This is a genomic window from Paenibacillus sp. GCM10027628 (assembly GCF_042676385.1).
Classification (GTDB): Bacteria; Bacillota; Bacilli; order Paenibacillales; family NBRC-103111; genus Paenibacillus_E.
Map to the genome: position 1 here is coordinate 146,156 of NZ_JBHTHA010000052.1, position 14,344 is coordinate 160,499.

11 protein-coding genes are annotated in these 14,344 nt (G+C 47.4%); 5 read left to right on the forward strand and 6 right to left on the reverse strand.

What is annotated here, in order from left to right; translation table 11 throughout:
* Positions 1-41: 41 nt before the first annotated feature.
* The 3 genes from ACFQZT_RS32030 to ACFQZT_RS32040 form a co-directional block, all read right to left on the reverse strand.
* A complete protein-coding gene (locus tag ACFQZT_RS32030) occupies positions 42-1,577 on the reverse strand; it encodes an ABC transporter substrate-binding protein (protein WP_379306980.1) in 1,536 nt (511 codons plus the stop codon).
* Positions 1,578-1,695: 118 nt separating this feature from the next.
* Positions 1,696-2,586 (reverse strand): carbohydrate ABC transporter permease, encoded by an 891-nt coding sequence (locus tag ACFQZT_RS32035; protein ID WP_379306982.1) that lies wholly within the window; start codon positions 2,584-2,586, stop codon positions 1,696-1,698.
* 23 nt (positions 2,587-2,609) lie between these two features.
* Positions 2,610-3,530, reverse strand: coding sequence for an ABC transporter permease (locus ACFQZT_RS32040; protein ID WP_379306984.1), 921 nt, complete (start codon positions 3,528-3,530; stop codon positions 2,610-2,612).
* A gap of 217 nt (positions 3,531-3,747) precedes the next feature.
* Here ACFQZT_RS32040 and ACFQZT_RS32045 point away from each other — a divergent pair, with 217 nt between their 5' ends.
* From ACFQZT_RS32045 to ACFQZT_RS32055, 3 genes are read left to right on the forward strand one after another with little or no spacing between them, the layout of a single operon-like run.
* The gene (locus tag ACFQZT_RS32045; RefSeq protein WP_379306986.1) at positions 3,748-5,247 is read left to right on the forward strand and encodes an ABC transporter substrate-binding protein; all 1,500 of its coding nucleotides are present in this window, start codon (positions 3,748-3,750) and stop codon (positions 5,245-5,247) included.
* A 24-nt stretch (positions 5,248-5,271) separates the two neighbouring features.
* Positions 5,272-7,014: a sensor histidine kinase gene (locus ACFQZT_RS32050; protein WP_379306988.1), complete on the forward strand. Its 1,743-nt coding sequence runs from the start codon at positions 5,272-5,274 to the stop codon at positions 7,012-7,014.
* A gap of 4 nt (positions 7,015-7,018) precedes the next feature.
* Positions 7,019-8,611 (forward strand): response regulator, encoded by a 1,593-nt coding sequence (locus ACFQZT_RS32055; protein WP_379306990.1) that lies wholly within the window; start codon positions 7,019-7,021, stop codon positions 8,609-8,611.
* A 3-nt stretch (positions 8,612-8,614) separates the two neighbouring features.
* On the opposite strand, the gene ACFQZT_RS32060 is transcribed toward ACFQZT_RS32055, so the two are convergent.
* From ACFQZT_RS32060 to ACFQZT_RS32070, 3 genes are all read right to left on the reverse strand, one after another.
* Entirely contained in the window at positions 8,615-9,562 is a 948-nt protein-coding gene (locus ACFQZT_RS32060) for a formylglycine-generating enzyme family protein (protein WP_379307031.1), read from the reverse strand.
* A gap of 230 nt (positions 9,563-9,792) precedes the next feature.
* Positions 9,793-11,100, reverse strand: a complete 1,308-nt coding sequence (rpoN, locus tag ACFQZT_RS32065) for an RNA polymerase factor sigma-54 (RefSeq protein WP_379306992.1) — start codon at positions 11,098-11,100, stop codon at positions 9,793-9,795.
* A 454-nt stretch (positions 11,101-11,554) separates the two neighbouring features.
* Complete coding sequence (locus tag ACFQZT_RS32070; protein ID WP_379306994.1) at positions 11,555-12,163, reverse strand: SLOG family protein; 609 nt, start codon at positions 12,161-12,163, stop codon at positions 11,555-11,557.
* A 173-nt stretch (positions 12,164-12,336) separates the two neighbouring features.
* Here ACFQZT_RS32070 and ACFQZT_RS32075 point away from each other — a divergent pair, with 173 nt between their 5' ends.
* Together ACFQZT_RS32075 and ACFQZT_RS32080 are read left to right on the forward strand one after the other, a co-directional pair.
* Positions 12,337-13,554 (forward strand): MFS transporter, encoded by a 1,218-nt coding sequence (locus ACFQZT_RS32075; RefSeq protein WP_379306996.1) that lies wholly within the window; start codon positions 12,337-12,339, stop codon positions 13,552-13,554.
* 160 nt (positions 13,555-13,714) lie between these two features.
* Positions 13,715-14,311 carry a TetR/AcrR family transcriptional regulator gene (locus ACFQZT_RS32080; protein ID WP_379307033.1) on the forward strand — a complete coding sequence of 199 codons (597 nt, stop codon included), beginning with the start codon at positions 13,715-13,717 and terminating at the stop codon, positions 14,309-14,311.
* The last annotated feature ends 33 nt before the right edge of the window (positions 14,312-14,344 follow it).

A 14,344-nucleotide genomic window follows, 5' to 3' on the forward strand; every position in this document is an offset into this window, starting at 1 on the left:
AGGGCAGACGACTGGAACCGTCGACTGCCCTATTCTCATCATCATTTCGTTTTCGCCCATTCATCCAATTGCTTTTGTGCTTCAGCTTGAATTTTTTCAAGCCCCGCCGCTTTTTGTTTCGCGATCCATTTCGGAATGGTCGTTTCGGGATCCAATGTACCCGTTTTTACCGCTGACTCGAACTCGAGATTGACATTCGCCAATGCAGCGACTTCATTTTTGACCGGTTCCGGATCGAAGCTGAAGCCGAGCGTAGGCGAGAATTTCGCAGCTGAGTTGAATTTTTTGAAGTTATCCCACTTTTTCGGATCTTCGTTATCGTACAAATATGTATTCATCTGGTTGCCGAACATCCAGGCACTGTTCGAATAACCGACGGTATCGGCCTTCTGGCCGTCAGGCAAAGCGATGACATTGTCGCCTTTTTTCACGTAATGCTTGCCCTCGACGCCATAATCAAGAAGGTTCAGCAAATATTTGTCGGTGTACAGCATGTTCATGAACATCATGGCGCGTTCCGGATCCTTGGACGTTCGGGAGATGGCCAGCATTGCGCCTGTCACGTCGTCAGTCGTTGAATAGACGCTCGTCGTCTCCACCTGTACGAGCTGCATGCCGGTTGAAACCGTCATTTCCGCATCTTTACCGGGTTTTAAGGATGAACCCATGGCGAACGCTTTGCCTGCTTTCATCACATTCCATGCTTGGTCTTCTTTCATGGTTGCCGCATCTTTATTGAGATAGCCCGCTTTGTACCATTTATTCATACGCTTGGCGGTTTCCATAAATTCCGGCTGTTCGATGGCATTGAACACTTTCAAATCGTTCCCCAAAATCTTGATATTCGCGCCGGCAGTTAGCGTATCCCACAGCGTTGCGTCCGTCGTTCCCGTATATTTAGGGCCTATAAGCGGCGTAATGCCAGGCTCGTTCTCTTTCACCGTTTTCAGCATGGCTTCTACCTGATCAAGGTTGATCGGCTGCTTGCTAATATCAAATTTGTACTTATCCACCAAATCTTTGCGCAGCAGAAGACCGATTGACGCACCGATCTCTTTATTGGTCGGAACGCCGTAGTGCTTCCCTTTAATCAGGTTGCCTTTCATAAAGCCCTCGCCGACGGTTGGCGCTATATCTTTGCCGTACTTCTGGATCAGATCGTCGAGCGGCAGAAACTGCCCCTTGGAAACGTCCTTTCTGTACTCCAACCAGCCTGCAGTGAAAATGATGTCAAACTGTTCGTTGGATGCTTTCATCAAGTTCACTTTGTCCGTCCAAGGCCCCCAATCGATCGGCTTCAATTCGATGGTCGCGTTAATTTTCTCCGTCAAATATTTGCTCATCGCATCTTGGACCGTAGCCATGTCTTTCGTAGCGCTGCCGGGATATACCATCACCAGTTTATAAGGTTTCAAATCGGAATTTTTTGCGCCTGCAGCTGTTGCCGCTGCTGTACCTGTACTCGCCGCCGGTTTGCCGGAAGCTTCGGGTGCCGCCTTCGAACAGCCTGCAAGCAAGATCATTGCGGTCAATGTACAGATTAGAGCGGACGATAAGCCATTTCTGTTTTTAAACATGGATACCCCTCCAGTATGATTAATGCATATTTGTGCATATCTTGCTGCAAGCTGCCTGAACATAAGCTGAATTCTTCGTAGAAGCTTGCTCACCCCCTTCAAAGAACAACCGCCAGAGTTAACCTTTAACAGCGCCTACGGTAATGCCTTGAATATAAAATCTTTGAAAAAACGGATAAGCCAGGATGATCGGCCCCATCCCGATGATGGCCATCGCCATTCGCACAGTCTCTGTCGGCATCATGGAGAGCAGCTCTGCCGCTTTGGAACTGTCCGCTTTCATCATGAGGAATTGAATATTGGTTAACGTCTTGGACATCAGATACTGGAGATTGTACAAATTGGCGTTATCGTTGAAGATCATGCAGTTAAACCAATCGTTCCAGTAGGCTAAAGTATTGAACAATCCGACGGTGGCGAACACTGGCAGAGACATTGGGACGACCATTTGGAAAAACAGGCGAAACTCGCCGGCGCCGTCAATCGTCGCCGATTCCAGTACGGATTCGGGAATCGAATTTGCGAAAAAAGATCTCATCATGAGCACATTGAAAGCTCCCATGAGCAGGTTGGGCACGATCAGTGCAAACAGCGTATCCTTGATATTGAAATATTGGGAGTATACGATGTACCAGGGAACAAGTCCGCCGCCGAACAGCATGGTAAAGAAAATGTAGAAAGACAGGGTTCTCCTGAACGGCATATCCGCCTTGGAGATCGGATAGGCGTAAAGCGCCGTTAGAAATACGCTGATCACGGTGCCAAGAACGGTAGTTAAAATTGTGACGCCGTAGGCCTTCAGGATGGAAGCGGAGTCATTAACGAGAAATTGATAAGCGGCTACGCTAACTTTTTCAGGAAAAAAGGAATAACCGTTTTGAGAAATCGTTTTCTCGTCTGTAAAGGAAGCCATAACCACGAGAAGAAAAGGCAGTAAGGAAGAAGCTGTGAAGATCCAGAAAAAAGCGTGAATGACCAGCGATTGGACGCGGCCCGCTGCAGTATTCAATGTTGCCAGCCTCCTACAATGCTTTAGAATAAAGCGTCATTTTTATTGATTCTGCGAACGACGAAGTTTGCGCCTAGAATCAGTACTAGACATACCGCCGACTGATACAAGCCTGCAGCCGATGACATCCCTACATCCCCGAGCGAGATCAGGGAACGATAGACGAAGGTATCAATCGTGTTGGTTGTCGAGAAGAGCGGCCCGGAATTCATTGGAACTTGATAAAACAACCCGAAATCGGAGCGCATAATGCCGCTAATCTGCAGCAGCGCCATGGTGATGATAATCGGCGTAATGAGCGGGAGCGTGATGCGCGTCGCCATCTGCCATTTGCTCGCACCGTCTATTCGCGCTGCCTCATAGTACTCGGAATCGATGCCGATGATTGCGGCCAAATAAATAATGCATTGAAATCCGACGTTTTTCCAGATGTTAATGAGGGTAATGATATAAGGCCAATAATCGGCCTCATTGTACCAAGACACAGAAACATATCCGAACATGGGGAGAATCTTCTTGTTCATAAAGCCGGAGTCCGAACTCAGGAACGCATAAGCCAGATAGGCAACGATGACAGCCGACATCAGATGGGGCAGCAGCATCGAGCTTTGATAGAACCGGGATAGCAGCTTGTTCCTGATTTCATTTAAAAGAATCGCCACGCCGACTGAAAGTATTAAATTAATGACGATAAAGACGCCGTTATAAGCGAGCGTATTACGGGTGATGATGTAAGCGTCCGGCGACAAAAACAAAAATCTGAAATTGTCGAACCCAACCCATTCGCTCCCCCATATCCCTTTAGCGTAATTCAGTTTTTTAAAGGCGAGTACGATGCCGAACATCGGCAAATAGCAATTGATGAACAGATAAATGATGCCGGGAACGGTCATGAGCAGCAGCCACTTGTATTTTTTGAGCTGCCTTTTCGTTGCGGTCGACATAAAGCTTGCTCCTTTCTAACTCTCCATCAATCTCCCATGCACACATCTTACAAATTTCCGGGCACCTTCAGATACTTGTTTGATGACATTCGCCTAGCAGTTTGATGACATTCATGACAGAATGCGGTATTTGGGCCCCCGCCTTTATTTATCAAAAAATGGTTTTGTGCTACCATAGCAAATAAATAGGCAATTATTTCAAATGTGGGAGTCCTCTATGAACAATGGAAAGAGATGGCGCAAACTCACAGTGCCGGGAATCGTTTGTCTGTCATTGCTAACGGCCGGGTGTTCATTCAGACATGTTGCCCTTTCCCCAAGTATCCAGCCGCAGCCCAGCAAACTCGTTCTGGTCTATCCCGGAACGAAGGTCCCGAAGGATTTGCCGCTCGTTCAAGCCGAAATGAGTCGATATTTGCAGCGTAAAATCAATACCGTCATCGAGCTGCGGGTCATCGAATGGAATGCTTGGGCGGATAAATCCAAAATGATGAAAGCCGCCGGAGAGCCTTTCGATTTGATGTTTACCGCCGGGTGGGACAATTACGCCGATAGCGTATATAAAGGGCAATTCACCCCGCTGAATGAACTTCTGCAGCTGTATGGGCAAGGGATAACCGAAGCTCTCGGCAGCGATTTTATGCGGGCAAGCCAAATTAACGGCCGCAACTATGCGGTGCCGACCGTCAAGGAATTTGCCCAGTCTTACGGGCTGTTACTGCGGAAGGACTTGTCGGATGCCTATAAGTTCGACAATACCGGCATAAAATCGTTAAATGAGCTTGAAGTCATGCTTCGAACTCTCAAGTCAAATGAGCCGGGCCTCTCACCGCTAGTCGGGTCCCGATTCGCGAATGCGCTGTTGGCCAGCCGCTACGATGTATTGGCAGGCAATATTGGAATCGCTTACAGAAATAGCACCCCTCGCGTCATCAACATTACGGAAGATGCGGAATATGCAGACATCATGAGACGGATGCATAAGTGGTATCAAGAAGGTCTGATTCACAAGGATGCGGGCACGATGGAAGAGGATCAGAGCTGGTACCTGATCCGCAGCGGCAAGGGAGCCGCCATCGGGTCTCCTCTAAAACCCGGCAAAGACAAGGAAATGTCGGTGAGCCTTGGCATCGATCTCGTTCAATTTGCCATTTCACCGCCGATTACGACATCTGTTGAAGCGACCGGCGCCATGCTCGCCATCTCCCGCAACTCCTCCAATAAAGAGGCGGCCATGCGCTTTTTAAATTTGCTTTATACGGATCCTGCCTTGTTAAACCTGCTGGATTGGGGAATAGAAGGCAAGCATTATGTGAAAATATCTGACAACCGGATCCGATATCCGGAGGGTGTCCGTGCCAGTGATATTGGCTACAGCAACAATGCCTGGATGTTCGGAAACCAGAAACTGGCCTATTTATGGGAAAATGAAGATCCTCAGAAATGGCTTCATTACGACCGGTTTAACGAAACCGCCTTTAGGTCGGCAGCACTCGGATTCTTCTTTAACCTTGAGCCGGTAAAGACTGAATTAGCCAATCTGGCGGTCGTGGACCGGGAATACCAGAAAGGGCTCTACAGCGGAACGATTAATCCCGACCGTATATTGCCGCTTTATATTAAGCAGCAAAAAGAAGCCGGCATCGATAAAGTCGTAGCCGAAATGCAAAAGCAGCTTGACGCATGGATGCTGGAGAAACCGCCAAATGAACGTTAGCGATCGGAGGTACGGTCTAGAATTATGAATATCAATCGTTCGCTTCGTTTTAAATTGATCATCGGCTTCGTTTCCATCGCCGTTCCGCTCGTTCTGTTTCTGATCTACATCAATTTCTATGCTGTAAGTGTCGTAAGAACACAGGTAGCGGAATCGAACAAAACGTTATTGTTTGTTTACTCCAAACAGATTGATGCTATTTTGAATAAAGAAAAAAACTTTATGTATAACATCGCCGCTCAGGATCCGAATTTCAACTCGCTGGCTTCCCCTTCCTTAAGCGATGACGAGTACTTTTTGACCAAAGTGAGAATTCTGAACAATCTGATTGCCTATCATAACTACGAGCTTGGTGTCGATATGTTCTTCGCCTATGTTCCGAGCAAACACGATTTATTCATGACACAAACGGCCAATAACGGCTTTGAAGACGAAATGGCCATACAGAACACACTGCCTACCTTGCTGCAGGATATACCGACGGACAGTCCATATTTTCTCGGATGGAAACTGTTTACCTACAACAACAAATCAGCCTTGGTCCGTTTGCTAGATACCGGATACGGCTCCTATGTCGGAGCCTGGATCAGTCTGGACCGGCTGATGTCTCCGAAAGATCTGGCTGCGCTCTACCAGTTGGGAACGGTTACTTTTGTATCGGAAGAGCATCAACTTCTGTCAGAGTCGCCCAATTTCGAGCTGCGCGGAGATCAATTCACCGGATTAACGTTCGATCCCGGAAAACCGTATCAGCTTGTCGATGACGGCAAGCAGCGGTTCATGGTCGTCAGCTCCGAGCTTACGCAGAGCGCTTTGAAACTGGCCGTCATTATACCTGAGAAAAAGCTGCTGCAAAGTCTGCCGTCTTTTCAAAAGATCATTTTGCTCATTCCTGTCGCCGCTCTGATCACTTTGCTTTTCTACTTGGTGTTTTTAAACCGCATCATTTTGAAACCTATGAATTTACTCTTAAAAGGGATGCGTAAAATCGAGCACGGCAATCTCGATGTGCGCCTCGATCATCAATCGTCCAAGGAGTTTAATCTGATTAAAGAAACATTTAATCACATGGTGACGCAAATTCGCCAGCTCAAAATTGATATTTATGAAGAGCAGATCAAAGTTCATAAAGCGGAAGTCAAGCATCTGCAGGTACAGATCAACCCTCATTTTCTGATGAACAGTGTGAACATCATCTATAATTTGGTTGAAATGAAGAAATATGAATTAATTCAGCGGATGGCCGTGCATCTGGTCAGCTACTTTCGCTTCCTCACCCGAACCCATGTCTCGCTCGTCATGATCTCCGACGAAATGCAGCATATTCTGCATTATTTGAACATACACCAGCTTCGGTTTCCCGAGCGGGTCACGTACCATTTTCATATTTCCGAAGGGCTCGAGAAACTCCTGATTCCGCCGTTAATTATCCAACCGTTCGTGGAAAATTGTATGAAGCACGGCTTTGATTTTATGGATAAGCCATTTCATATTGAGATTGCGGTTTCTCCGGATGAGGCGGGCAAGCTGGCGATCATCGCGATCTCCGATAACGGATGCGGCTTTTCAGCGGAGAGCTTGGCTGATTTGCGCTCGGGGAAATATTTTGATAATGAAGGCGACGAACATCTCGGGATATGGAACGTCTACCATCGCTTGAGATTGCTCTACGGTCAGTCAATCATGTGGTTTGACAATAAACAAGGCGGCGGGGCAATGGTAGAACTGCATATTCCGCTTGCGAATCATGAAGGCTTGGGGGGATAAACTTTTGTTTAGTGCGATGATTGTTGACGACGAGATGTACGCTGTGCAAGGCGTACGCAATGGAATCGATTGGGCATCCCTGCACGTTACGGAGCTCTACGAATCATTCAATATGCGCGATGCTATCCAAATCTTTGAAACCCGGTCCATCGATCTCCTGATCTGCGATATTGAGATGCCGAAAGGCTCGGGCTTCGATCTGGTCGAATGGGTCAAGCGGCATTCCCGCGACACGGAAGTCATCTTTTTAACCTGTCATGCCGACTTTTCCTTTGCCAAAAGGGCCATTCAGCTTGAAAGCTTCGACTATTTGCTAAAACCGGTCGATTTTCAAGTGCTGCATGCGACTGTTGCCCAAGTGCTGGAGAATATCAAGCAAGATCGTGAGATCAAGCTGTTGAACGAGAAGTTTAATGAGATGTGGAAAAGAAAAAGAACCGTCATCAACGAACGGTTCTGGCAGGATTTGTTCAGCCTGCGCATCGCATGCTACAAAGAAAACGTCCACAGGCTTCTTGACGAGTATGATCTACGAATTGAGGCCGAATGCCCGATTCGGATCGTGCTCATCAGTATCGAAGATTGGGGAAGAGAATGGAGCGCCCGCGATGAGGAACTGATGGAATACGCGCTGCGTAATGCGGCTGCTGAAGTCGTTCTTGGCCATGGACCCGGGGAAGTCATCCAAACCCATAATGGCGAGAATGTCGTGATATTGTACGATTGGCCGGAGCAGCAATGGGAAAAAGAGCCGCTTTTGGAGCGGTGCAACCGCCTGATCGAAGCGTGCGGATCATATTTTGGGTGCAAAGTATCCTGTTACCTAAGCGATCATACGGATATTCCTACTGCTCATCAAACGTTCAAGGATTTGCTGGAAATGGAATTCAGCAATCTCCATAAAGCGACGACGGTTTATACGCTGGAAAAGGCGGGAAGCCATCCGGCTGAACTTAAGCTTCCTTCCTTTTCGATTTGGGCCATTCTGCTCGAAGAGGGCAAGAAACCGGAATTGGAGAAGCAATTGACCGACTACTTTCATGCTTTAAGCCAAGAAAAGGCTCCTGTTTCTCCTATACTTCAAGCCTTTTTCCATGGCTACTTACAGATGATCCACTATTTTCTTCATAAACAAGGCATCTCCGCATATGGCCTATTTAGAGGCGATGATTATGGCAAGATCAGCTTCCGGGTGCAGTCCATCGTTCAAATGCAGGCTTGGGCGCTTAACCTTGCAAGCATCGTTATGGACAAGATCGTTCACAACGACACTGATAACGTCATCGACCGGCTGAAGCGTTACATTGCAGACCATCTGGACGAGCCGATCACACGCGAAGACTTGGTGAATCTGGTGTTCCTGAATCCCGCATATTTATCGCGGTTATTTAAAAAGGAGACCGGCGAATCGATCTCCGATTATATTTTGCTCGAGCGGATGAAGCGTGCGAAAGCGCTGCTGGAGCACTCGTCCATGACGGTTTCGGACATCGCCAAGTCGTTAGGCTACCACAATTTTTCCCATTTCACGAAAATGTTCCGAAAAGTGTACGATACGAACCCGCAAAGCTATCGCCAACATTCAGCCAACTTGTAATGACTAGGCATCCGCCGCACAGCGGAAACCCATATGCCCGGTCGAGCTGTCGGGCGTATTGGAAGTTCGGGCTGCAACCCGGTAGCGGTTGCAGTAGGATTTGTGGCACAAGTACGAGCCGCCTTTTACCGTCTTGGCGGCGCCTTTGCCCGGGCCTTTGGGATTGTGCGAGGCGGCGGATCGGTGATGATCCGCACTGAACCAGTCCTCGCACCACTCCCAAACGTTGCCCGAAACATTGTACAGCCCATAACCATTGGGCTCGTACGCATTTACAGGCGCAGTCCCCGCATAGCCGTCGGATGCGTGGTTTACTTTCGGGAACAGCCCCTGCCAAATGTTGCACCGGTGCCGGCCCTCCACAAGCAGCGTATCGCCCCAAGGGTAGCGCTTCCGCTCAAGGCCGCCCCTTGCCGCATACTCCCACTCGGCTTCCGTCGGAAGCCGCTTGCCGGCCCAGCGGCAGTAGGCCTGCGCGTCGTGCCACGAGACGTGCACGACGGGATGATCCATCCGGCTCCGGATAGCGGAGCCTGGCCCCTCCGGTTGCCGCCAATTGGCGCCGTCAACCTTCCACCACCACGGCGCGTTATTTACGACGCCGTCAACGCTTTCCCTCAGTTCGTCAGGGACGAACAGGTGGAAAACATATGACCAGCCGAACTTCTCGGCCTCGGTCACATAGCCCGTAGCGGTGGCGAACCGCTGAAACTGCTCATTCGTCACGGCATAAGGATCGATATAGAACGGATCGAGCGTAAAAGCCCGGACAGGCCCCTCGCCATCCTGAGGAAATCCCTCGCCACTGTCATCTCCCATCCAAAATTCGCCGCCAGACAGCAGAATCATCCCTTCTTTGGACTTGGCACTCCCGGAAATCCTTGCCTCATTTTCTTGCTGATCTTCCGTCTGCGCGCCCCTACTTACCGAGCAGCCGCAAGATGATGACATTTCTGACACGAAGTTCCCCTCCATCTACCAAGCTTACTCCTCTTTTAAACGAGTATACAACTTTTTCTTTTTGGCAGATAGCTCTCCCTAAGGCTGGAATGGTTGCCAATAAAGTGTATCGTGTACACCAAATCAAAATCATACCGCCCGTTCGCACCTGCATAGGAAACATAGCGTATGAAGGACTATTTTAGACCTGACTTGGCGAAAACCCGGGGCGGCTTGATGGATCACCATATATTTTTGCGAAGTACGGAAGACAAAATGTGTAGCTCTTCGCGATACTTCGTCACGGTTCTGCGCGATATAGTAATGCCTTCTTGGGCTAAGACCTCTACGATTTTTTGATCGGAATAAGGCCACCTTTTATTTTCTTGCGAAATCAGCTCTTTGATTTTGATTTTAATCGTTTTTATCGATGTGGCATCACCTTCCCCCGTTTGCAATCCCGAGGAAAAGAAATATTTGAGCTCAAAAACGCCGCTGGGGGTGCGGATAAATTTGTTCTGCACCGTTCTGCTTATTGTAGATTCATGGAGCCCAAGCTTTTCAGCTACCATTTTCAATTTTAACGGTTTAATGCCGCGGACACCGATCTCCAAAAAAGCCGTCTGCTCTTCAAAAATAGCCCTAATCACGCGATACATCGTCAACATTCGCTGCTCTAGGCTGCGAACGATCCAACCTGCTGATTTCCATTTTTCTTTTAGAAAAGAATCGACCTCATCGCTACCTGCATACTGAAGTTTATCCACATAATCATGGTTAATGGTAAGCTTTGGGACAGCTTCAGGATTCATTTCGATAACGATATCTCCTTGTTCTTTATAAATAACTGCATCCGGTGTCATATACGGCTCATTGCTTTTGCTATAGGCGAGTCCAGGCCTAGGGTTCAAACTGCGGATATAGGTTACGATTTCCTTCAATTCCATTAACGGGATGCCGAGATGCTGCGCGATCTTATCCAGCTTCATTTGGGCAAGCAGCTGCAAATATTGGTCGACGACCTGGTAGGCGCCGGGTTTGGCAGACGGGTCTTTACCAATCTGCAAGAGTAAACATTCCTGCAAGTTTCTCGCTCCAATCCCTGCCGGATCAAGCGATTGAAGACAAGCGAGCGCTTCTTCGACTGTCGCTTTGGGGCAGTTCAAAAGCATGCTTACCTCCGTAATCGCAAGAGGCAAGTAGCCGCTCTCGTCCAAATTGCCGGCCAAAAAAGCGGCGATTGTATAGATGGGCTTAGAAACCTTAGCTATGCGCAGTTGGCTGCACAGCCACTGTTCGAGCGTTTCTTCGCCTGCCATTACCTTCCCTAGAGGATCTATGACATTCCCGGAGCGTGAGGACTTTCTGGATCTCAGGGAAGAACCCGTAAATGACTCCATTTCTAGTACGGGATTTTCCATAGCTTGCTCTTGAAGGTACTGCGATAACTCATAACTTGAAAGCTGCAATATATGAATGGACTGCTGAAGTTCAGGTGTTATCATAAGTTTCTGGTTCAGTTCTTGTGATTGATTCATACCCGTTTTCATACTTGACCCCCCCATGATGACACTTAACTCTATTCTTAGTGAATTCTATGCGCGACAGTAATGAAGAGACCGAGTTTAACTTGATTCGCATGCTGTCCCAAGAGGCTGACAACAAAACCTTATATTCAGCAAGCAAGAATTGTGCCAATCAAAAGATGCTGACGTGGAAAACAGAAAGGACAGGTGAACGATGCGTTCAACCTGCCCTGCAATACGTGAGGCTGCCTGCCTCACCATAGGTTATGCTTCCTTTAATGTACGCTTTGCACGAGCCCATAGATTGAGTTACATCTTATTAGAGTAGCAATTCCTATGCCAAGGTAGAATGAACGCCTTCCCTTTACTTCACTGGCACGGGTAAAAATAATTTGATGCAAATTTGAATAACTAGCTGCTCCTGCATAAATGATGCAAAAAAACCGCAGCCCAAAATTCATTGGACTGCGGTAATCGATTAATCGTCTATATGCCAGCGAGTATCATGCGCATCCGTATCCACAGTCTCATACTCCACCCGCCCGTCCTCTTGCTCGTCATCCGCCGTATTCTGCAGATCGAAGGCATTGATGGTGATGATTGGATATGACTGCGTATTTGCGAACTGCATCGCCTGTTGTTTCATAAATTTCGGAGAACCCTCGGTTTCCTCATCGTATACAAGGAGGATCCCATCGGAGTTACGCAGCAGGAACTTGTCCCGCTCCTTAAACTGCCACGGCCCTTCGTACTTCGTTTTCGTAACGCTGTTAACATAATTCGCCCGAGTAATCACGCTGCTGTAAAGATTCTTCTTCTCTTCGCTCCAGTTTTCTTCCTGATTCAAAAATGGTGTAATCACGGCTACCTTGAGCTCCTTGTAGGTTTGCCTAAGCTCCAGAGCCGCTTCAGCCGCCCACAGCTCCACACCCCATTGCCCGCTCACAATGACCCACTCCAATCCATCGTCAAGCAGCGCATGCAACTTCTTTTGAATTGCTTTTTTAATAATCGAAATGCCCGGATGCTTTAAAGAAAAGATGCCTAATTCCGACGCCTTATATCCCGTAATTAAAACCCGCTTCAATGATGGTACACCACCCTGTCCAATCTCCGATCCTCTTCGTTACAGGTTAGCACAGATGGTTCAGTTAATAAATAGCTTGAAGATATAAGGGGCATGTGCAATAATAAAATAAAAACTGACTGGTCGTTTTTTTTATTTTATTAACCGTAGTTTAATAAGTTAGGAGATGCCTATTGAAAACACTCATTTATCTCTATGTCAAAGCGTTTTCCGACTTCGGCTCCAGGATGGATATGATTGCTTTAAATGCCATGATTTATATGAAAACCGGCAGTGTGGCTTGGTTATCTGCTGCAATGATCGCTTCCATGATTGGCGGAATCGCGGCCAGCTTCGCATCAGGACTTGCTGCCGACAAATGGAATCGAAAAACGATCATGATCGTTAGCGATGTGCTGCGTGGCGTCGCCATATTGCTCTTGATCTTTTACCCGAATCCTGTATTCATTCTAATCGTTCGGTTTGCATCCGGTTTTATTGCCAGTTTCTTTCAAGTCAGCTATACGGCAGAGATCCCCCAAATTTATGGAAGCGGCAACATTTTAAAAACCAATGCTATCATTTCCAGACTTGGGTCCATTAGCATGGTTCTTGGATTTTTGATCGGCGGATTTTGTTACGAAGCATTCGGTTATGCAACCGTGCTGTTCATCGATGCCCTCTCATTTCTTCTATCCGCAGTCATCCTGTTTAAACTGCAATGGGATAGCGGACTTTCTGCTCAGAGTACCGTGCCCGGGGGCATATGGCAAAGTCTGCTTCACGATCTGAAGGAAACGGTCAAGTATCTACGCCTTCAGCCTTATTTAATGCTGGTGTTTATCGTTTACTTCGTAGATACTTTCGGCTCCGCTTCTCATAACCTGGGCTTTCCTCTGCTTGCAGAAGCTTTAAGACCGGAACGCCAAACGTTCATATACGGTATGATCTGGTCTGTCTGGGGGCTCGGGAATGTGCTCATGACCTATTGCTTGCCTTCGGTGAAAGCCATTCAAGCCGACCTTCATCGCGCTTATTTGATTTCCACTGTGTTCATGTCGCTTGGATTTATGAGCATTTTTATATCGGATTCAATGCCGATCGTACTGCTATGCGCATTTATAACGGGCATTGCCGACGCCTGTTCCGTAACGATTCAATCGACAATCGTTCAGCAATGTGATAACCATATTCGCGGAAGGATGGCTGGGATCTCCAATCTATTGAACTCTATTGGATTTGGCGGAGGATTTCTAGTCGCCTCGCTGCTCTTAAAACAGATTTCACTAAGTCGCATGGTCTGGAGCTTACATGGGATTGTTATCACATCGGCAGTCATCGTGCTTGTACTCTATATAGGCATGGTGAGAAGCAGCACTTCGTTAAGGAGGAAGACGGAATGGTTGCCGTAACCTTGGCTTTATGAGCCCGAGATACACGGGGTCGGATGTCCTTCCCTTGCAATTGGATTTGCCACACGGTATATTCAAAGTCATAATGCCATGATGTCTAGTCACAATTTCGAACATACGTTGGCATCGCATCTTAAAGGAGTAGATCGGTTTGCCAAAAGTGTCAGAAGCCTATAAGGAGCAGCGTCGCGATATCATTTTGGAAGGCGCATTGAACTGTTTTGCAGAAAAAGGCTATGGCGGAACAACTATTGATGATATCGCCATCCGTCTTGGCATCAGCAAAGGGGCGATCTATACCTATTTTCCAAGCAAAGAGGACATCTATATTCGTCTTATGGAAAAACGGATGAATGCGATGGTCGATGGCCTAAAGTCCAAATTTCTGCAACAACAAGATAGCGCGACAGCAAAGCTTCATTATATGTTTCAAAAATTTATCGATCAACCCTTAGATGACCTGCGTCGGTTGCTTACCTTTCATTTGGAATTTACGATCCATTCCTCGCGCAAAGAAGATATGCAGAATCGTCTGGAGCATAATTACAATAAAGCCTTTCAAATGATCGTAGAAATCATTGAAGAAGGTAAAAACAACGGCGAATTTAGAAAAGAAATCGATGAGAAGAAGGCAACCAGTCTGTTCTGGGCCGCACGAGACGGCATTGCCCTTCACTATCTGAGTGATGGAACGAAAGAAAATTTCAACCGAATCGTTGAAGAATGGAAAGAGATGCTATTTCGATATTTAGTCTAGAAAATAGGTATAGGAACTGTCTCGAAAGCGCGC

Bases quoted from the DNA above. Each gene is read 5' to 3' on its own strand.
- ACFQZT_RS32030 (WP_379306980.1), bottom strand. From the start codon at position 1,577: ATGTTTAAAAACAGAAATGGCTTATCGTCCGCTCTAATCTGTACATTG.
- ACFQZT_RS32040 (WP_379306984.1), bottom strand. From the start codon at position 3,530: ATGTCGACCGCAACGAAAAGGCAGCTCAAAAAATACAAGTGGCTGCTG.
- ACFQZT_RS32045 (WP_379306986.1), top strand. From the start codon at position 3,748: ATGAACAATGGAAAGAGATGGCGCAAACTCACAGTGCCGGGAATCGTT.
- ACFQZT_RS32050 (WP_379306988.1), top strand. From the start codon at position 5,272: ATGAATATCAATCGTTCGCTTCGTTTTAAATTGATCATCGGCTTCGTT.
- ACFQZT_RS32060 (WP_379307031.1), bottom strand. From the start codon at position 9,562: ATGTCATCATCTTGCGGCTGCTCGGTAAGTAGGGGCGCGCAGACGGAA.
- rpoN (WP_379306992.1), bottom strand. From the start codon at position 11,100: ATGAAAACGGGTATGAATCAATCACAAGAACTGAACCAGAAACTTATG.